Genomic DNA, 20626 nt, shown 5'->3' with positions numbered 1-20626 from the left:
ACCTCTCTTCACTGTTAACGATCAATTGACCGCTCTTTCTTCATAAAGACAATCGTATCTTTACTACGAAAAAGATGCTCCAAGACTGTAATTCATGATTATCCCTGTACTGGTTCACACCAACCACCAGCTCTCTGTTACAGTAAGACTAACCACTACTGTGATCTCTTCATTGCACTTTGTTTATTCAAATGTTTTTGAAATTGAATAAGTATGATTCGTATTATAGAACGCTTTTTAAAATACTGTCAACAACTTTTTATTTATTTTTTAAAAATTCCGCTACCGCCCTATAGTCCCTCTTGTAAATTCCCCATTACAATTCCGATACGAATCATCTCATTTTCGATTAAATTTAATACATGTTTTTCTACTTCATACTGGATTAATAGTTCTTTTATTTGTATGATTTCATTTTCAAGTAAATCAGCTTCTTGACGTGTTTGAAGTAAAATAAAAAACACATTTGCATACAGCTCTTTATATTCTTTCATACTATCCTTCTTTTCAAGCATCTCAATAAATAACTGTTTCATTTCTTCTTGATTATATTGCCCTTCTACACCTAGAAATTTACTCGAAATAATACAAAGTCCTTTTTCTAAAATTTCATCCATGCATAAAACAATACGTAAAAGCATCATATACTCTCTCGTTGTTATTACGCCCATTTTCGGACGTTCTCTTAAAAATACACTTAGCCACGCTGTCCAAAATTTTTGTTGTTCCTTTCCGCTTAACGTTTTTACGTAGTAGCATACATACTGCATAAATTTAATTTTATTATTTTCGTTTACTTGCATTAAAAGTGGATATAACCAATCTGTTTTTTGCTCCCAATACAGCACACATTTAATAAATACAAAACTAAGCCATTTTAAAAACGCTTCTCTCGTATACGGATGTAGCGCCTCTAAATGCTCTACCGCATATTTAATATATCTCTTCATTTCTGTAAATAAAGGTAAATTGATTTGCGTATAACATAATCCCGCCCACGCATATTTGGTCAGCTCATTTTCTTTCTTTAAATCTAAGTAAGGTAATACATATTTTCGACACCATTGCTTCTCAATATGGTATAAAAACGTAATATCTGCTGTTAAACGAGCTAACATAAAGTTCGTTCTTTCCGAAGTAACCCTTACCTGTTCCTCAAATAAAAATAAATATTCATACACATTGCGATCATATAAGTGATCGTATGCTAACAGTTTTAGTAATACAGCAGTCATCTTCCCCACAGGATGCTGTATAGACTCATTGTAAAACTCTTGCTTTCCAATTTTAAAATCCGTTTCCCCTCTCATAACTTGTGGAAATACTGAAAAAGCAAAGCGCTTTACAACCCGTATACTATTCTCTTCTAGCTCTTCTAATCGATTGCTAATTTCATATAGAAAACTACTAATTAGCCAATGAAAAGTAGTATTTCTAACAAACTTCTGCAATAACGGAATGATCCTTTGAATTTGCTCATTCGTCAAATTCCTATTATTTCGCCACTCTCTAATACAAACAAACCAAACCTCATTACTAATTTCGTGCACGCCTACTAGTTGATAAGCAAACGAAATACTCCACTCTACATTCAATTTACATGCTTTTGATAACATCTCTAAAAAATGGCGTTGCTCAAAAACACCATCTTGAGAAAACTGCCGAACTTGCTTCATTATTTCATCGTCTTTCAGCTGTAGTAATCCATCTGCTGTTACATTACACGTAATGCTTTGTTCAATAGATTCTTTCTTTGGAACACTGTATCGATCAGAAGAAAAATGAGGGTGCTTCTGTTTCATTAATTCATATCCTTCTATCGTGCATCGACTATTCGAATCGCATGCAAATAATGAATCTAAAACGAGACAAGCATCAAACGCCCTCTCTTCTGCAAGATGTTCTAATACAGTTTGAATAATTTCTTCTTTTGTTTCTTCTAAAGCATCAGCATAATAAATCTTTAAAAGTTGAAACACTTCATGTTTATATGTGAAATCTAAAAGAAGGCCTTCATATAGTAACCACTTTAATTTGACATCCGCAGTAACGAATACATTTTTACTCATTGCTTCAATCGCAATTCGCTTTTGAAGTACACTATCTGTTTCTATCATTTCTGTAATATAATAATTCGCTTTTTTCTCATTGTTTTCACATAAATATGTAAGACATTCTTTTACAATTTGAATTAAAAATGTAAAATCATTTTGCTGTAACTCTTGCTCTGAAATTTCTCTATCTCTTTTTTTCAGTGCATTTTGTCTTAATGACAATAATTGTATCTTTTCTAATCCCATAACCATAATCGGAGCGGCATAGTAAGAGATATTTGGTCTCATTTTCTCCTTCCAAATTCGCTCTACATGAGAAAAAATAGACACCGACAAACGACTCGATTCCTCAAGTTCTATCGATTCTTGCGTATCATTTTCCCATTTTCTTACACGCTTCAATTTCAGTTTTCCGTCCAAAATAAACGTTAACAACAACAAGCCAATTTCTTTATGTTCAGGGAAAGAACATTTTTGCAATAAGTATGAAATCATTTCAATAGAGCTACTATCTTTTTCTGCCGTTTCTAATACAAGCAATGTCCATTTTGCAAACAACAAAGGGTCCATCGTTTCTTTCGTTTCGTTCAAGTAAGTACAAATTGTTCGCCATAATAACGGGGATATTTTAGAATGATTTTTAAAAATCAATTGAAATAGTTCTTTTTGATGGCTAAAAAGAAATTGCTCCACTAACCATTCCGCAAGTAACTCATCTACTTCATCATAATTTGGCGTAAGCAAAAATAAATTTCTTAGTTTCCCCTCTGCTTCAAGCCATTCCACCCATTCATACTCACGTGCAAATTCAACAAAGTACCGAACTGTTTCTATTTTTTTTATTGACTGTTTTACATACGATAATTGCTCCTGCTCTACTGATGGAGGAACTGTTACAATATCACGAATACGCATTCTTTTTGTAATATAATTATCACCCATTAATTCCGCCCATCGCTTTACCGCTTTCACAAGTGATTGGTGATTATTTGCTTTATTTGGATACACAATTGGTCTTATCCCTAAATGCTCCCAATGGTATGTATTATCACCTTGTGCGACGAAAGCATAACGCCTTGTACTCGGTGGTAAACCTGTTGCTAAATATTTCATTACTGGGTCATTATGACTATACCCAACGAATAAAACGGTGTAATTTGAGAATAGATCCACTAAAAATCGTCTCGCCCAACCTTCCGTTAAGTAAGCCCTTCCAAAATCACCATCTGTTAAAATTAAAGCTTCTTTCTCCTGTTCTATATTTCCATGTATGTAAGCCAATCCTTTAAACGCTCTCCCTGTCGGTAAAGCAGGTGCATAATAAATATTCAGCTCTCTATTCATTTCAGCAATTACAGACGTAAAATGTTGATCAAAGTTTGTCGTTACAATTCGAACATCCGTATCTAATGGAAACAACCTTGGAATGGCATAATGTAATGGGTTCGGTTTTGATTTTTCTATATTAACGAGATCTCTTGCAACTTGATGCACATCTTTCGTTTTCGCAATTTTACCAAGATAATAATCGTGGGGTTCTGTCATCTCACGCTTTTCGACATATAAAGCTTTCGAAATTTCATCAACTAAATCATCGAAATTCGGTAAGTTTGATTTCCCCTTCATAGAAACTCCTGCTCCAACGAATAATACTAACTTCCCTTGTTCAAGGTGATCGATTAACTCATCTGGAATTTCTACTTCTGAAGTAATCCACATTTGGATTCCCCCTTACCTAAAAATGTCATACGCTCTCATTTTACTATAACATTTTTTCGTTGTTTTTTTAATATTTAGACAAAAAATCAAACATGAAAAAGTTTTATATAAATTAAACCGTTACAATGTATGAACTCCTGAATTTATTGTAAAACTATGTATAAATCGGAGGTGTAAATATTGAATGATTTTACTGTAATAGTAATCAAATTTATATCGTGTATCATCGCTTTTAGTATCGGATTAGCTTTATTTTTCCCAGCAACGCTCGTCCAAATTATTTCTTTTAGTCTATTTGTCACAATCGTTTCTTATATGTTTGTTAATAAAATTATTTTAAATCGAATTGGCGATTCTGCTGCCATTATGACAAACTTTTTACTAACGTATTTAAGCGTTTGGATTTTCGGTAATATATTATTAGACAACTACATGCAAATTGCATGGGGTAGTATCCTTTCTGCTATCGTCTTTACATTATCAGAAGTAATCGTCCATCGTTTTTCACATTCACGCACGCGTCATAACAACGATAATATTCGTATTAATCGCAGATTTGCATATGGTACAGAGTTCGCTGAAGAGCAAAATATATTAGATAAAGATAAGAAGAAATAACATTTTGGTGAAGGAGCTCCCTTTTTGATAAAGTGGTGCTCCTTTTTTTGTACAATCATTTCGGTACATGAAATTACATCGGCGATTTTCTAATTATATCGACCACAAATCCAAATATATCAGCGATTTTTTAGATAGATCGGTTCTCTGACATTATTCAACAACTTGTCTTTCAATAAAAAGAGCTGCCTCCCATTCAGAGACAGCAACTTCTGTAATTACGCTTCTACTTTTAAATCTATTAACGTAATAACATCCGCAAATGATCCAAGCACTACGTTATGATGTTTCACAATATCTTCAGCACGTAATACATCTGTATCAAACGTGCTATGGGCATCACTTACTAATGTTACTTTATACCCTTCACTAAACGCTCTACGCGTTGTTGTATCAACACAATACTGTGTTTGCATTCCTGAAATAATAACATGTTCAATTCCTTTTTCTTGTAAAACTTCGTTCAAGTTCGTCTTATTAAATGAATCGGGTGTTGTCTTTTCAACAATACTATCACCCTCTTGCGGAACTATCGCCGCATGTACTTTCCAACCATCTGTCCCCTTTTCTAACGGATGATCTTTTGGCCCGTTATGTTGCACATAAATAACCGGAATACTATTCGAACGACATTCTTGAATAAGTTCTTGCAACGTTTCTAATAACTTTTCCCCATTATGTACTGGCATTCCCGCTGTATACATACCCGCTTGTACATCAATAACTATTAATGCTTTTTTCATTTCACACAGCTCCCTTTATTTTTATTATATTCCACCATCCAACAATCTTCTAATTTCCCCTCATGTAATTCATGTTCTTTTAGTACTTTCACCTTTCTAAACCCGCATTTTTCATAACAGCTTATCGCACGTACATTATTTACTCTAGGGTCCATCGCTATCGCTTCCGCACCTATTTTCTCCATAATGTATGTAATTGCTGCTTGAACGAGATCAGTTCCAATTCCTTTTCCCCAATACGCTGGTTCACCGATGAATTGGTCCATGCCCCATACATTTTGTGATTCTTCATATCCATATAAAGCTTTCCATTCGGAATCAACAGGGTACATTTGTATGTAACCAATCGGCATTTCATCAAATTCTACTAAACATCTTTTTTCATTACTGTTTAGGTTATGTATAAAATGATCGAGTACCTTTTCTACAGATTGCGGATTATCTCTTCCTTCGTAATACTGTAAAACTTCTGGATCTGTTAACCATTTAGAGATGATAGATGCATCTTTGTCGTTAACATATCTAACAAATAAATTTCCTTCTTGAAATAGCATGTGACACCTCTATTGTTCATTTATATTTTTTCTTGATGTTAAATCTTTAATTGCACCTATTGATGCGTATGGTAGTAATGTAATGGTGAAAAATGCTGTATACAAGTTGAATTGTGAGGTTTTATACGGAGCAAATGTTTCTGTAAAGAACTTTGAGTTTGCAATTCTTTCAAATAATCCCCCTTTGTTATTCATCATATTGATTATACAATTAATTGTATTTACCTTCCATAAACTCTTAAATTATGTAACTTTCAAATAAAGTTTGAGCAAAATTCAGCTACTAAATTGATTTTTCAGCCAAAGAAACCCAAACATTTCGAAAAAATATTTTTCAAAGTGTTTGGGTTGTTTATTGTTAGTGAATAATTTGTTATTAATTTAATAAAAATTAATAACTATTTTATATACACAACGATTTGACTCTTCTGTAAATAATTAGATTTACACTTCAAATTAGCATCTTACTTATTTAATAACTTCTAATCCACCCATGTATGGACGTAATACTTCCGGGATAATAACTGAGCCATCTTTTTGTTGGTAGTTCTCTAAAATAGCTGCTACTGTACGACCTATAGCTAATCCAGAACCATTTAATGTATGTACAAATTCTGGTTTAGCACCTTGTGTACGACGGAAACGTATACTTGCACGACGCGCTTGGAAATCTTCACAGTTTGAGCAAGAAGAAATTTCACGATATATCCCATAGCTAGGTAACCAAACTTCAATATCATATGTTTTCGCAGCTGGAAATGCCATATCAGCTGTGCATAATACGATTACTCGATAAGGTAATTGTAATAATTGTAGTACTCTTTCAGCATTTGCTGTTAATTTTTCTAACTCGTCGTATGATTCTTCTGGCTTTGTATATTTAACCATTTCAACTTTACTAAATTGGTGCTGACGAATAAGTCCTCTCGTATCACGTCCTGCACTACCAGCTTCAGAACGGAAACATGGCGTATGAGCGGTAAAATTAATAGGTAAATCTTCACCATGTAAAATTTCATCACGATAATAGTTTGCTAATGGCACTTCCGCCGTTGGAATTAAAGAGTAATCTGTGTCTTTTAATGTAAATACATCCTCCTTAAATTTCGGGAATTGTCCTGTTCCTAATAAACTATCGCTATTTACGATAAATGGTGGAATCACTTCCGTATACCCATGTTCTTCAACATGTAAATCTAACATAAAGTTAGCTATTGCTCGCTCTAAACGTGCTCCCAAGCCATTGTAATATACGAAGCGACTTCCTGTTACTTTTGCTGCCCGTTCAAAATCTAGTAATCCTAATTTCTCAGCAACTTCCCAATGTGGTTTTGCTTCAAATGAAAATTCGTTTATTTCTCCCCACTTACGTATTTCAACATTATCATCTTCTGATACTCCAATAGGCACTGCTTCATTAGGGATATTTGGTAATGCCAATAATATAGAATTCAATCCCTCTTCTACATTGCGTAACTCATCATCTAACGTTTTAATCTTGTCGCCTACTTCACGCATTTCACTAATAAGTTCATTAGCACCTTGTTTTTCACGCTTTAACTTCGCAATTAGCTCAGATACCTCGTTACGTTTACTTTTTAATTCTTCAACTCCTACTAACAATTCACGACGCCTTTGATCCAATTCTTCAAATTTATCTAATTCAAGAAACTCTCCGCCGCGATTAATCAATTTTTTCTTTACTTCTTCAAAATTAGCACGTAATACTTTTACATCTAACATGTCTTATCTCTCCTTTAATAAATGAATAATGCCATCTTCTTCGTTCACGTTAAACTTTTAAGGTAGGGAATTTTACTAAAAAAACACAAAAAACTCCCGTCCCTATAAAAGGGACGAGAGTTAACCCGCGTTGCCACCCTAGTTAAAAGCGCAGAAAATATACGCCTTCCACTTAAATTATTAACGGCTTTTAGCCGGAAACGATTACTAACTTCATATTTTGAAGTGTTCCACATTTCGCTCAAGGACGGATTCACAAGCTCTTTCTATCGGTTCACACCACCCACCGACTCTCTAAAAGAAAAGATACCTGTTACTATTTCCTTTCATCGCTTTCAAACAATATAAATTTTAATTATCATTACTTTACAATAATTCTGTTTACTTATCAAGGAATTATTACATCTTTAAAATAAAGAGTTCATATAATCAAACCACAAATACACTGGAGGTTATTTACGATGAGTTTACATATTCGTTTTATCTTAAAAATCCCCAAATCAAATCACAATAAGAGCTTATACTGTTCAACTCAAATTTAATATCATAAACTATTACTTAACCAAATAAGAAATTTTCCATATAAAGATATTTTTACAAAAACTAAAACAATCTGGAGATGAGACTTTGAAATCAACATTAATCATTCTTCGAGGAAACTCCGCAAGCGGCAAGACAACAATCGCAAAAGAACTGCAAGAACATTTCGGTCAAGGTACACTATAGTGTCTCAAGATGTTGTGCGTAGAGATATGTTAAAAGTCCACGACACAATGGGCAATCTATCTCATGATTTAATTTTTGAGATTACGAAGTACGGAAAAGGAAAATGCGAATTTGTTATTTTAGAAGGTATACTAAACAGTCGTAGGTACGGTGATATGTTAAAAGAATTAATACATTATTTTGAAGGAAACGCTTATACATATTATTTTGACTTATCGCTTGAAGAAACGATTAGACGGCATAATACGAGAGAAAAACGACTTGAATTTGGAGAAGATTTATTAAGTAAATGGTATAACCCGCACGATACAATTGAAGTTGATAGAGAAACTGTCTTTACAGATGATTTTACGCAAAAAGACATATTTCATGCGATTGTTAATGATGTGACGAAACAAAAATAAGACTGACTCATCATGTCAGTCTTACTTTATTATGTTCCTTGTATTTCAGTTTTCATAACTGAACACTCTTTACATAAGTAAAAATATATCTTCATTTCACCAAACTGAGAATCAACTACTGAAATAAGTTCCCGTTCTTCAATATCTTGTGTAATTGTAGCAACATATTTCATCTCTTTAGAACAAGTGGGACATCCTAAATCTTCTGGAACATCATCGTATAAAGGCACTCCTAACAATCTACATACATATTCCGAACCGAATAAGTCAAAGGCTTCTCAGTAACTGTCTTCATCAGTAGGTATATCTTCATTTTTTATATTCGTTAGCTTTACATTAACTCAGTAAGTCCGTGTTTTGCTAGATGTTCATCCTTAACAGTTTTATAAAGTTTTGAGCGTTTTTTGATAGATAATGATTTTTCAGCCATATTAAGCTCGCGGATGCAGATAGCTCTGTATCTGTAATTTTGAAAGCCTGGATATTGTAGTTTTTGTATTGTTTAATGACAGTTTCTGGAACAATAGCTTCTCCAAAGTTACCTGCGACTAACTCTAATAAAAGTGAGATGTCAGAGCATTCGGCAATAATATTCGGATGTAGTTGCGCTTTTAAAAATGCTTCTAAAATCATATAATAAACTCCCAATCCCTCTGTACTCGGTATTATTAGAGGGCGGTTTTGAATTTCAGCAAGCGTAACTTGATGATTAAAAGGGTGCTTTTTATTTGAAGTAATAAAGTAAAAAGGTTCTGTATAAAGATGGATAGTTGAAAAATCATCTAACTCGAGCGGTAATCGTATAATCGCCAGCTCTACAATCCTGTCTCTCACTAATTGACAAAGATGAGATGACTCATTTTGATGAACTTTATATGTAACCTTAGGATATTTTTTGTGAAATTGGTGAAGTAATTCAGGTAATCCGTCTACTGAAAAAGTATTGATACCTATCGTTAGTCTTCCGCTTACCCCGTTTCCGACTTCCTTTACTTCCATTTTGGCTTCTTCCATTAAATGAGTCATTTGTAGTGCATATTTATATAAGGCTTTTCCTGCTTCCGTCACTTCTAAAAATCTCCCAGTTCTCTCTATTAATTTCGTTCCTAATTCCTCTTCCATTGCTTTTAGATGCTGGCTTAGCGGCGGCTGGGAGATATGAAGTCTTTCAGCAGCAGCAGAAATTTTTCTTTCTTCTACAATTGCTATGAAATATCGCAGTTGTCTAATATCCATAAATGGAAAAAACCCCCTCATTATATGAAAATCTTTAGTAAAATTAATTTTTTTTATATTTTTCATATACCAAATTCTAAGATATCATAATTTTAGATGAAAAGAAATTTCCCGTAGTGGCCTTAAAAAACGATGCACTTTTAAGCAAAAAAATTTGCAGAGGTTAGTTAAGGTATCTAGATAGGTTAATAAAAGCTTTTCTCGCGGGAAATCTTAATTTTCAAGTCAATTAGAACTAATTTCTATTGGTACTTGGAAAAAATAAATATTTTATATGAAGGTGAAACAATATGGAGAAGCAACGTTTTTACAGCGCATTAAGCATCTTTCAATGGTTCTTTTTCCTGCTGGCCACTTCTGTTGCATTGCCAATCGTAATCGGGGGAGTATTTCATTTATCAATCGAGGAAATATCCGATTTGATGCAACGAACTTTTTTTGTGGTGGGCATTAGCTCTTTTATACAAGGATGTTTCGGACATCGCTATCCGATCGCTGACGGACCTGCAGGTTCATGGGTCAGTGTATTTGTCATCTTAGCGGGTATGGCGACTCAGCAGGGCGAAAGCATGAAAGAAACATTACAACTTTTAGAAGGTGGTTTGCTAGTTACAGGGTTTTTACTAGTTATTCTTGGCATAACCGGCCTGGTTAATCGGCTGTTGTTTTTGTTTACTCCTTTAGTTACTGGTTCTTTTCTTTTGATTTTGAGTCTTCAACTTAGTGGTGTTTTTTTAGAGGGAATGCTCGGTATACAAGGACAATCCAACCTAGATTATCAAACAGCAGCGATTTCATTTGGCGTATTTGTTCTAGTAATAGTGCTATCAATTAAAGGAAAAGGATGGATGAAAAGTTACTCCGTACTGTTAGGGATTTTATTTGGATGGTTACTATATTTCTTATTAGGAAAAAGCCCAAATACGATTTCCACACCGGCTTCTATCATTAAATTACCAGACATTTTTGCATGGGGGACTCCACAATTAAATGCTGGAATGATTATAACCTCAATTATATTTACGTTTATTTTAGTCTCTAATACGATAGCGGCCGTTACGGCTGTTAAACAAGTGGTTCCAGAATCAGGGGAGTCCGAAAAACAAATCATTAACCGCGCCAGTTGGGCAGGCGGTATTACACATGTTATATCAGCTCTTTTTTCGACAATTGGAATTGTACCATTGCCAGTATCGGCGGGCTTTATCCGGTTAACCGAACAAAAACGAATAATGCCTTTCCTAGTAGCAAGTTTAGCCTTAGCAGGTATAGCCGTTGTTCCTTCAGTCGTCAACTTCTTAGCTACGCTTCCTGGCCCTGTCGCTTGTGCCGCAAGTTTAGCATCCTTTGTCCAAATGATTGGGATCTCGTTTCAATCCCTTTTGAAAGACGAATTAGATCAACGCCGGCTAACTATATTAGGAATCACATTGCTAATCGGTATTGGATTAATGTTTCTGCCTAAAGCAATATTTAATGGTCTGCCTACTATTTTTCAATACATTTTAAGCAATGGTCTCATTGTTGGGACAATCGTCGTAATTGTGCTAGAACAACTATGGAAAACAAAAAACATGAGTGAAAAAAATCATATTTAAAACTTAATTTTTAAAGGGGTGTGTTTTAATGAATCACGAAAAATTCATGAAATTGGCAATTGATTTAGCTTACGAAAATACAAAAAACAAAAAAGGAAAACCATTTGGTGCAGTACTTGTTAAAGATGGTGAGATTGTTGCGAAGGGAGTAAATGATGTTCTTAAAACACATGATCCCACTGCGCATGCTGAACTCCTAGCTATCCGTCAGGCTTGTCGCATTCTTGGTACATCTGATCTTTCCGACTGCATACTATACGCAAGTGGAGAGCCTTGCCCGATGTGTTTAAGTGCCGTTTACTGGGCGAATCTTAAACATGTTTATTATTCTTATACTACACAAGAGGAAGAAGAAATTGGATTGGGAACAAAATACGTTTATCAGCAAATAGCTCTTCCAAAGGACCAACGAGACATAAAATTATTAAAGCTCGATAAAAATCATCATGAAAAGAATCCTTTTGCTCTTTGGAAAGAAAAGAATAAATAAATTATACATTTAATGGAACCTATTTTCCGAGAGAGAAAGCCGCAGAATATAAAAAAATCCACTCCTCAAATAAAAAGAGTGGATGCCACTTTTAAATAAAATCACGGTGTTTATAAAAAAGACGCTATGTTTTGCCCTTTAGATCTGTTTATCTAAGGGGCTGTTTTATAGTGAAAAGAGATCCCATTTCTTTTTCACTATCATAACTTCTACGATCTAGTTATGTGAGAGCGCTATGTAAATTATTTAATTAGGATTATTTATATATTCATTGTACGCTAGTTCTTCATCTTCTTCATATTGATCTTCTTAATAACTTTTTTCATAGCTAGGCACTTCTTCGACTGTATATTCTATTTTGTTATTTATTTTTGAAACAGAAAGAACTAACCGAGCATTTACTGTAAAACTATCCTCTATTTCTAATTCTCTAATCAAAAAGCTAATTATTTTCTCTTTTAAGCATAGTATTTACGTTTCCTCCCCCTCTTCCTTATACTAAATAGTTGTCGCAATTCCTGCCAAAAATAAACTTACAATTGCTAAAAATGGCGTTCCAGCTATTGCACCTCTTAAGTGAAACATATAGTCTTTATACCCTTTCATTCCTTCTGTACTAGGAATAACAACAAACCTCGGAGTAATCCAGCAAAATATAAGCCAATCGATTATTAATAAATCTACTAAATTGAAAATCATTACAATCCCCAAAGTATGTAAATAGGCCTCAATATACAATAATTTTTCATGGTGATGTAATATATATGTAGAAACTAAAGGTGTTCCGAAGAGAATAATATTGTAAATAATTCCGAAATAAAACGTTTGTTTTTTTTCATTTATCGATTTTGGAAAAACTACTTTTTGAATATCTTTCGGATAATCATTTAACCAAAGACGAGGATTATAATATGTAGACCCTAATATCATAATAGACAGTATAAAAGACATGGAAATGCCGACAATTACCATTTGTTCAATTTGCCCCACAAATGTCCCCCCTTATTTACAATTTTGACGTACGTAATTCACTTAATTAGACATTGTATGCATGTTATGACTTAAAAATTATCTAATACCATTATTAAAACTTTTTCGTTACAATTTGATTTTTCCTAACGTCCATTCTTATTTCTTGCAATATGATTGCAAATTTAATAAAGTGAACATCTAATTAGTGTTGTTCACCTTCGCTAATTATTTCAGAGTACATATTTTTTAATTTACATAAAGAAAGGATTGGTGAAACGAATGAAAATCGAACATATTGCAATTTGGGTAAATGATTTAGAAATGATGCGTACTTTTTATACGAAGTATTTCAACGGCAAACCAAACTCTTTATATCATAATGAAGCGAAACACTTTGAATCTTACTTTATTTCGTTCGAATCTGGAGCAAGGCTTGAACTTATGCGTAAGAAAGGTATAGAGAACGAACCTAATCTTAATATAACTGGCTATGCACATATGGCTTTCTCTGTTGGAAGTGAAGAACGTGTAAATGAACTAACAAAAAAGTTAAAAGAAGCTGGTTATCCTTTATTAAATGGACCACGTTTCACTGGAGATGGCTATTACGAAAGTGTAATAAGCGACCCGGAAGGCAATCAAATAGAGATCACTATTTAACTTTATTTAGTCAATACTGCATTTGAGATTCATGTAGTATTGACTTTTATTTATTATTTCGATTCATTGATAAGTCCGAAAACCTTATTCTAGGAATAATCACCCTAAAGCACATTCGAACATGTCAATATTCACCACTTTGGGTCAAGAAGAAGGTGCTGCCGCAAGCATTCGATGGACCGAAGATTTTCGATTAGCGATGCTACCATATACAAAAGGCGTTTACGTTAATACACCCTACCTCTCCATTAAAGTTTGGCCAGATGCTTACTACAGCTGTAACTTTGATCGGTTAATGGAAGTAAAGGCTAAATATGACCCGAAAAATGTTTTCAACTTTCCGTAAAGTATTCCGCCCTTTTAGTAGTCCAAAATGAAAGTTATAGTTTATATTTCTGGCAAAAAAATGAACGATTCTTTCTGTAATTTTCACAGGAAAAATCGTTCATTTTTTATGTTGGAAATAATTCATTTCTTTTACATGATAGTAATTTGGTTTCGCACATTCCCATCACCTTACATAAAGCAAGTGAACACGAAAGCCGGTGGAATATTCCAGTTTATTTTCTTCACCTCAATATTTGCAAAAAAAGAACGGAAAAATTGTTGTTTAAAGCGTGTATATTGGAAAGTAATAAATTTCCCTTCTTCCCTTAATACTTCTTTTGTTACCTGTAATATCTTTGTAGAAGTATCAAGGGATAAACTGGTAAATGGCAATCCTGAAATAATATAATCCACTTGGTTAATTTTATATTTCTGAACGTACTTTTCCGTATATTCGGCAGAGTCATGAATAATGTACACATTTTCCATGTGTGAATATCGCTCATGAAGTATACGGTAAAACCGTGCGTTATTCTCAATGATTAACAATACTGTTTCATTATGTTTATGTTGAATGAGCTGTTCCGTAAACACTCCAGTTCCTGGTCCATACTCAATAATGCATTTTGCTTGTTCAAAATTTATAGGGGCTACCATTTGTTTTGCAAGTTGCTTAGAACTTGACAATACTGCTCCTACAGTTCTTGGGTGTTTTATATATTCACTTAAAAAACGTAGTACATGCATAGTCTTCTTCCTCTTTCCTTGTAGGATACAAGGTATACTCTACTAAAAAAATATTAAAATATGATGAGAAATACATAAGATATTCTTAATGTCTCCCTAAATACAAAAGACACTTAAACGATTAGTCACCAACTTGTTGTTTGTAAAACAAAAATACATAGTATTACAAACAACAAGTCACACATGCTTTAACATGGGGAAACAAGTATAATAGCACCAAATGCTTGTTATTATGACGTTCTTGGCATGTGAGTCATGCTTGTAGAGACTCCATGTCAAACTAATATTGCTCGGCACTTTTATTTTGCAGAAAACGACCAACTTAGGATATCAAATGAAGAGTGTCAATTTTGCTGTATTTTCTATTCTATTCCGCAAACAAAGAAAGGATATAGTTTTTTAACTGTATTTGTTAAATAAAAAAGACACTTTAGAAATTTCTTTTTTTCATCTTTTTTTAATGTTTTTTTCATCCTAATTTCATCTGAATCTCATTCTTATTAGTTACACTCTGTTTATACACAAATAACTAGTAAGGAGGAATCATACATGAAATATTATGAGAAGGATCAGGATAAGAATAGAGAAAATCCATCTATTTCTAATGAAGTCGCTCCCGTTTCATCACGAGGCTGGCAGATGCTGAACAAGGTTCCAGAAGTTACGATTTTCTTCTGGATTATCAAAATCATGGCAACTACAGTGGGCGAAACAGGCGCAGACTTCTTAAATACAAACTTGAACTTCGGCTTGACTAAAACGACCTTTGTTATGAGTGCTCTCTTGTTCATCACACTAGTCTTCCAGTTCAGATTGAAGAAGTATGTTCCAGGGATTTACTGGCTCACTGTCTTGCTGATTAGTGTTGTTGGTACGCTGGTCACCGACAATCTTACGGACAACTTCGGGGTCGCTCTTGAGACGACCACCATCGTTTTCACCATTGTCTTACTGGCAACTTTCGCTGCTTGGTATGTGAGTGAGAAGACACTGTCCATTCACTCTATTTACACAACAAAGCGAGAAGCATTCTACTGGTTGGCTATCCTGTTCACCTTCGCCTTAGGTACTGCAGCTGGTGATCTCGTAGCAGAGAGTCTCAACTTAGGTTACTGGATTTCAGCGCTCATATTTGCCGCATTAATTGGGGCTGTAACCGTCGCTTACTACCGCTTCAAATTAAATGCAGTGTTGGCCTTTTGGATCGCTTATATTTTAACTCGTCCTTTCGGCGCCTCTTTTGGCGACTATCTATCACAGCCTCACGATGCTGGCGGTCTTGGTCTCGGTACCGTGGGAACAAGCGTAATTTTCCTCGCAACAATCTTGAGCTTAGTTATTTATTTGACCAAGACGAAAAAAGACGTGAACCCAAGCATAAATTAATATTTATTTTATCTAAACCTTAAAATAGGTGACATGATTTCCTAATCGTTAGTACAAAATTCCAATCAAAAGAAAATGAAAAGGCAATACTACTTTTAAACTACCAGTAGTATTGCCTTTATATAAAACAAATCATTATTCCCTTATTTCGTCTACTATACTTTGAATTAAAGAAATAAGAGCTTGCTTTGTATCCTCATCTGTAACTTTTGCATCATCACTAAATTTAGTACGCACAGATGGGATTAATAACGAACCATTTTGAACGACAACTGTATCAATCATACCCAGTGTAAGTAACAAAGATTCATGGGCTTTATCCCCTCCCGTAATTGACGGTGAAGCTGTTATGATAGCCACTGGTTTTTTATATAGTTCCGCTGATGAAACAAGCCATTCTAATGCATTTTTTAAAACTCCTGGTATGCCTTTTGCGTACTCTGGTGTACAAATAATCAGTGCATGTGATTCACTTAATGTCTTTCGAAACTCTTCAACAACAGCCGGTGCTCCCACTCGATCTACATCCGGATTGAAATGAGGAAATTCCTCTATTCCCTTATAAATAGTGTAATCTACTCCATCTGGAATAAATGCTGCTAGAGCTTTTAATATGTTTGTGTTGGATGATCCTTCCCTAATACTGCCTGAAATCGCTATGATTTTTTTGTGTTTACTCATATGATCCCCTCCTACGAATACTATACTTTTGTAACCAAAGAAAAATCAAAAATATTGAATTATTTAGTTAGGTGTACATTCTCTAATTTTGTTTACATAATAATATTATGAAATGAAACTAACCATTTAACGAAATTGTACCTTTTCTCCTACTTACATACATACCAACTACATTACAAATGAGCGCTAAAGTAAAAATAACTGAACCCATTAAAAATGTTTTATCAAAACTATATACAATTCCTTGTTTATGCTGTTGCTTCATTTTCTCGTAAAGCTTATTCGCCTCTTCAGACTTTAACATGCTGTTTTGATTTTTATCAATTCCTTTCATCGCTTGCAACACTTGTTCTCTTTCTATATTTGTTAAATTACTTTTTTCAATCACAGTCATTACTTCCCTATCTACTTTTTCTTTTTCAGCTAACAATTGATGATTCAAAAACATGACCAGTATTGCTACCCCCACAATACTTCCGACCGTTCTAGAGATATTACATACACTTGAAGCAACACCTGTTTTTTCCGCCGGCACACTTAAAACCGCAGTTGTTGTATTCGGTGCTAAAGTGCAACCTGTTCCAATTCCAACGATCACTAATCGCCATATATAATCCCATGTAGTAAAGTTTGAATCTATCTGACTAAATAAATACGAAACTATGATAAAAGCAATCATCCCTATACTACCTATTAATACACTACCTCGTTTTGCTGCAATTGGTGTTACTACTCCTGTAACAATCATTGAAACAATGGCTAAAGTGCTAATAATTAAACCTGACTCTAGTTCAGACATTCCTTCTACTTGAACAAAATAAAAAGCAAGTATAAATAAAAAATTCATTAACCCCATCCCAACGAAAAATAAGGAAAGGTTTGAAATTGAAAACTCTTTATATGAAAACAACTTTAAAGGTAACATTGGATTATTACTTTTCTTTTCGATAATGAAAAATAATATAAAACTTATTAATGAGAGCATAAAAAGAAGAATTAAGCTTATCGTGCTTAATTGATTTGTATTTACTTGTATGAGTGCATATACAAGTAAGCATAGTGCAGATGCAGAAGTAATCATACCCGCCCAATCTATTTTAGAGCTTGCAGTATGATCATACGATTCTATAATACAAAGAATCACGAAGATTAAAGATAATATACCAACTGGGACATTAATAAAAAACACCCAGCTCCAATTCAATTTATCAGTTAAAACACCACCAAGTGAAGGCCCAATTGCCGCTGCTAATCCTCCGAAAGCTCCCATAATACCACCTATCATACCTTGTTTCTCTTTCGGTACTAACTTAAGACCAAGAGGCATAGCAACTGGTACGATAATTGCTGCTGAGATTCCCTGTATTATCCTAAAAGCTACTAATGTATGAAAAGAATTGGCAATACCACACATAAGCGAACTAATAGAAAACCCTAATAAACCGATAATATACAGCTTCTTGCGACCAAACTGGTCCGCAAGACGTGCTGCAATTAATAAACACGATACAAAGGCCACATTATAACTATTAGCAATCCAAGAAATGGTATCAATTGACGTATGAAATGTCTTTGTCATTTCTGGTAATGCGATATTCACAATGTTTGAATCTAAAATTGCCATAAAAAAACCTGCAATTAATGCAATTAATGCAAATGTATTCCGCAATTCCCCCACCCCTATTCGTTTTCTTTATTTAAAATCCCATTCATAAATAAATTTACACAAGTCTCTATATACTCTTCTAACTGAATTTCTTCTTCCGCTATACTAACATTCATAATGTATAAAAACAGTTGTCCGTAAAACATATTCGCTATTAAACGGTAGTTACAAGAAGAAATATGCCCCTTCTCTCCAAGCTGCTTTAAATAGGTTTCTAAATGATTCACTAAATGTGAATTTAACTCATGTAGTAATGTTTTCATTTCACTATTTTGTCTTGATTCTATTAACGCAGCCCAAATATAATTTAGCTTTGGCAAATTGATTTGAATATATGTTTCTGCCACTTTCGTAAGGTCCTTATGTAAATCACCAGTAAATTGCTCTTCTATTTCCTCTAATAAAGCAACTGGTGTTGTTCGTAAAATAATACTTTCTCTAAATAAATTTTCCTTATTTTTAAAATTACGAAATATAGTTAACTCGCTTACCCCCGCTTTTTCTGCCACTTCACGAATTGTTGTCGCTGTATACCCCTTTTCACCAAATAGTAAAGTAGCAGCTTCCATAACTTTTTCTCGCGCTGTTAATTTCCCCATCTTTATTCCTCCATCCAATATGTAAGTAAGTGATTACTAACATATTATCATAAAAGAAAAATGAAAGTAACTACTCACTTTCATTTTTCTGAAATTTCATTATCTATTCAACAACCGAAAGTAAAACTTTCTCAAGCTCTTTTTTAGATAGCATACTATCGTTTATATACACTTGATATGCATTTCTTCCTTCTTTTGCAGGTACCACTATTTTCATAGCCCTTACATTTGACTCTTTATACTCACCGAATATAATGTCATATCCTTTTAATTTATATGTTTTAATATCTTTATAAAAATTCGGTCCTTTTTCAGTTGCTTTATCAAATGGTTCTTCAATAAAATAATCTTTTTTATCATCTTCAAGTACTTCTAATTGATGAAGTGTAAATCCTAATTCCGCATTCGATGTAGATGGCTTTTTTTTCACATTACGATCTTCATATCTCATCGTAATTAGGGGAACTGGTTTTCCAACCGTTGCACTTGCTTTCGCTTCTTCATACACTACTTCATACCCAGGAGGAATATATGTAGGGTGCTTTATTGGAAAACCAGTTATTTGTTCAGCTTGTTCAAATGTATATGTAAAATGTTGATCTAACCTTTCTTCATATTTGTTTAGCTCTTCCATTACCTCACTATCTCTTTTTTCTTCCTCAGCATTTAAACGACCTATAGCTGTATGTTTTCTTTCTCCGTTCTCTACGACACTAATTTTTTTATAAAAATGATATGTTTCTTGTAATAACTCTACATATTTTTCAAAGTCCTCTTTTGCAAATAGTTTTTTAGCAACTTCTATCCTCTCCATTAACCCCGTATAACCGTCCTCTGACATCCCCATATCTTTTTTTGCTTCTTCTGGTGTACCTACAATTTTATCGATTATTGTTGTACCCGCAAAAGTACCGGTTGGAATGAGAACAGCCGCAGCTACAAAGCCAAGTAATAACTTTTTCTTCATAGAATTTTTCCCTTTGTTTTTCATTTGTTGGTATTTATGAAAAGAGGTTTGTAATTTATTTTCTAGATTAGTAGTTGGTTCGATTGATCCCGCTTTTCTTTTCAATTCATTCGCTATATATTTTTCAAAATCCATTTACTTCTCCCTCCCTTATGTCTGGCATATGCTCCATTTCTGTTCTTAATCGTTTTAACGCTGTATGTAATCGAGATTTCACTGTGCCAACAGGGGTTTGAAGAAGCACTGCAATTTCATCTAAGCTATATTCATGGAAATAACGCATAATAACGACTTCACGATGCTTATACGATAATTTTTGTACAACTTCTACTAATTCATTACGTGTTTCTTTATGTAAAATGCCCTCATCCATTATATAAGACCTGTCTTGCTCATACATTTTCTTCTTTTCAAAAATTCGAAATCGCCGCCACGATTTACGACGCCAATCTTGCACTTGATTTACAACGATACCATGTAACCAAAAACGAAATGAACGGTTCATATCATAATTTGTCATGGACCTCCACATTTTGATGTACACTTCATTAACTATATCGTCAACATCTTGATTTTGACTCCCTACTAAAAATACTACTGTTCTATAAATATCTTTACTGGTGTATTTATAAATAACTTGAAAGGCTTCTTTGTCCCCAGACTCCATTTTATATAGCCATTCTTTTAATTCTACTTCCTCCAAAGTTTCGTTCCCCTCTCATGATCTTTCACACTA

At 33.9% G+C, this 20626-nt stretch carries 18 protein-coding genes, 4 pseudogenes and 2 other annotated features (1 of these 24 only partly in view); of the genes and pseudogenes, 7 read left to right on the top strand and 15 right to left on the bottom strand.

What is annotated here, in order from left to right:
- Positions 1-182 (bottom strand) — a binding site (T-box leader) (it extends 55 nt beyond the left edge of the window).
- A gap of 108 nt (positions 183-290) precedes the next feature.
- On the bottom strand, positions 291-3773 hold the full coding sequence (locus ACTFQM_RS01035; RefSeq protein WP_440033149.1) for a DUF4020 domain-containing protein: 3483 nt from the start codon (positions 3771-3773) through the stop codon (positions 291-293).
- Between the two features lie 180 nt (positions 3774-3953).
- On the opposite strand from ACTFQM_RS01035, the gene ACTFQM_RS01030 reads away from it, so the two are divergent.
- Complete coding sequence (locus tag ACTFQM_RS01030) at positions 3954-4391, top strand: YndM family protein (protein ID WP_025150834.1); 438 nt, start codon at positions 3954-3956, stop codon at positions 4389-4391.
- A 218-nt stretch (positions 4392-4609) separates the two neighbouring features.
- Here ACTFQM_RS01030 and ACTFQM_RS01025 read toward each other — a convergent pair whose 3' ends face one another.
- The 4 genes and pseudogenes from ACTFQM_RS01025 to serS all read right to left on the bottom strand — a co-directional run bounded on the left by ACTFQM_RS01025 (position 4610) and on the right by serS (position 7431).
- Positions 4610-5134 carry a cysteine hydrolase family protein gene (locus ACTFQM_RS01025; protein WP_440033148.1) on the bottom strand — a complete coding sequence of 175 codons (525 nt, stop codon included), beginning with the start codon at positions 5132-5134 and terminating at the stop codon, positions 4610-4612.
- Positions 5131-5688 carry a GNAT family N-acetyltransferase gene (locus ACTFQM_RS01020; protein WP_440033147.1) on the bottom strand — a complete coding sequence of 186 codons (558 nt, stop codon included), beginning with the start codon at positions 5686-5688 and terminating at the stop codon, positions 5131-5133. The genes ACTFQM_RS01025 and ACTFQM_RS01020 overlap by 4 nt, the downstream gene beginning before the upstream one ends.
- A gap of 9 nt (positions 5689-5697) precedes the next feature.
- Positions 5698-5871: pseudogene (locus ACTFQM_RS01015) on the bottom strand (YfzA family protein); the annotation flags it as partial.
- 285 nt (positions 5872-6156) lie between these two features.
- Positions 6157-7431, bottom strand: coding sequence for a serine--tRNA ligase (serS, locus tag ACTFQM_RS01010; protein WP_440033146.1), 1275 nt, complete (start codon positions 7429-7431; stop codon positions 6157-6159).
- 106 nt (positions 7432-7537) lie between these two features.
- Positions 7538-7770: a binding site (T-box leader), on the bottom strand.
- Between the two features lie 288 nt (positions 7771-8058).
- On the opposite strand from serS, the pseudogene ACTFQM_RS01005 reads away from it, so the two are divergent.
- A pseudogene (locus ACTFQM_RS01005) lies at positions 8059-8561 on the top strand (kinase).
- Between the two features lie 29 nt (positions 8562-8590).
- Here ACTFQM_RS01005 and ACTFQM_RS01000 read toward each other — a convergent pair.
- Together ACTFQM_RS01000 and ACTFQM_RS00995 are read right to left on the bottom strand one after the other, a co-directional pair.
- A pseudogene (locus ACTFQM_RS01000) lies at positions 8591-8899 on the bottom strand (hypothetical protein); the annotation flags it as partial.
- 22 nt (positions 8900-8921) lie between these two features.
- Positions 8922-9797, bottom strand: a complete 876-nt coding sequence (locus ACTFQM_RS00995; RefSeq protein WP_440033145.1) for a LysR family transcriptional regulator — start codon at positions 9795-9797, stop codon at positions 8922-8924.
- 290 nt (positions 9798-10087) lie between these two features.
- Here ACTFQM_RS00995 and ACTFQM_RS00990 point away from each other — a divergent pair, with 290 nt between their 5' ends.
- Together ACTFQM_RS00990 and ACTFQM_RS00985 are read left to right on the top strand one after the other, a co-directional pair.
- Positions 10088-11395 (top strand): purine/pyrimidine permease, encoded by a 1308-nt coding sequence (locus ACTFQM_RS00990; protein ID WP_440033144.1) that lies wholly within the window; start codon positions 10088-10090, stop codon positions 11393-11395.
- A 28-nt stretch (positions 11396-11423) separates the two neighbouring features.
- Positions 11424-11885, top strand: a complete 462-nt coding sequence (locus ACTFQM_RS00985) for a nucleoside deaminase (RefSeq protein WP_440033143.1) — start codon at positions 11424-11426, stop codon at positions 11883-11885.
- Between the two features lie 219 nt (positions 11886-12104).
- Here the strand turns inward: ACTFQM_RS00985 and ACTFQM_RS00980 are convergent.
- Positions 12105-12332, bottom strand: a pseudogene (locus ACTFQM_RS00980) (GNAT family N-acetyltransferase); the annotation flags it as partial.
- Positions 12333-12383: 51 nt separating this feature from the next.
- Complete coding sequence (locus tag ACTFQM_RS00975; protein ID WP_400559537.1) at positions 12384-12875, bottom strand: nitroreductase; 492 nt, start codon at positions 12873-12875, stop codon at positions 12384-12386.
- A 261-nt stretch (positions 12876-13136) separates the two neighbouring features.
- Between ACTFQM_RS00975 and ACTFQM_RS00970 the strand changes: the two genes are divergently transcribed.
- Both ACTFQM_RS00970 and ACTFQM_RS00965 read left to right on the top strand, forming a co-directional pair.
- Positions 13137-13517 (top strand): VOC family protein, encoded by a 381-nt coding sequence (locus ACTFQM_RS00970; protein WP_440033142.1) that lies wholly within the window; start codon positions 13137-13139, stop codon positions 13515-13517.
- A 121-nt stretch (positions 13518-13638) separates the two neighbouring features.
- Positions 13639-13863 (top strand): BBE domain-containing protein, encoded by a 225-nt coding sequence (locus ACTFQM_RS00965; protein ID WP_440033141.1) that lies wholly within the window; start codon positions 13639-13641, stop codon positions 13861-13863.
- 170 nt (positions 13864-14033) lie between these two features.
- Here ACTFQM_RS00965 and ACTFQM_RS00960 read toward each other — a convergent pair whose 3' ends face one another.
- Entirely contained in the window at positions 14034-14591 is a 558-nt protein-coding gene (locus ACTFQM_RS00960; RefSeq protein WP_002172441.1) for a class I SAM-dependent methyltransferase, read from the bottom strand.
- Positions 14592-15140: 549 nt separating this feature from the next.
- On the opposite strand from ACTFQM_RS00960, the gene ACTFQM_RS00955 reads away from it, so the two are divergent.
- Complete coding sequence (locus ACTFQM_RS00955) at positions 15141-15977, top strand: COG4705 family protein (RefSeq protein ID WP_002172442.1); 837 nt, start codon at positions 15141-15143, stop codon at positions 15975-15977.
- Between the two features lie 135 nt (positions 15978-16112).
- Here the strand turns inward: ACTFQM_RS00955 and ACTFQM_RS00950 are convergent, their stop codons facing one another.
- From ACTFQM_RS00950 to ACTFQM_RS00930, 5 genes are all read right to left on the bottom strand, one after another.
- Positions 16113-16658: an NADPH-dependent FMN reductase gene (locus ACTFQM_RS00950; protein WP_427291978.1), complete on the bottom strand. Its 546-nt coding sequence runs from the start codon at positions 16656-16658 to the stop codon at positions 16113-16115.
- A gap of 118 nt (positions 16659-16776) precedes the next feature.
- The gene (locus ACTFQM_RS00945) at positions 16777-18327 is read right to left on the bottom strand and encodes an MFS transporter (RefSeq protein ID WP_440033140.1); all 1551 of its coding nucleotides are present in this window, start codon (positions 18325-18327) and stop codon (positions 16777-16779) included.
- 11 nt (positions 18328-18338) lie between these two features.
- On the bottom strand, positions 18339-18923 hold the full coding sequence (locus ACTFQM_RS00940) for a TetR/AcrR family transcriptional regulator (RefSeq protein ID WP_071719230.1): 585 nt from the start codon (positions 18921-18923) through the stop codon (positions 18339-18341).
- Between the two features lie 103 nt (positions 18924-19026).
- Entirely contained in the window at positions 19027-20025 is a 999-nt protein-coding gene (locus tag ACTFQM_RS00935) for a hypothetical protein (protein WP_440033139.1), read from the bottom strand.
- On the bottom strand, positions 20015-20593 hold the full coding sequence (locus ACTFQM_RS00930; protein ID WP_400529243.1) for a sigma-70 family RNA polymerase sigma factor: 579 nt from the start codon (positions 20591-20593) through the stop codon (positions 20015-20017). Before ACTFQM_RS00930 ends, ACTFQM_RS00935 begins: the two co-directional genes overlap by 11 nt.
- Between the last annotated feature and the right edge of the window lie 33 nt (positions 20594-20626).

The organism is Bacillus cereus group sp. MYBK30-2 (genome assembly GCF_051915945.1).
GTDB classification, from domain to species: Bacteria; Bacillota; Bacilli; order Bacillales; family Bacillaceae_G; genus Bacillus_A; species Bacillus_A paramycoides.
This window is presented reverse-complemented; position numbering and strand designations above follow the sequence as displayed.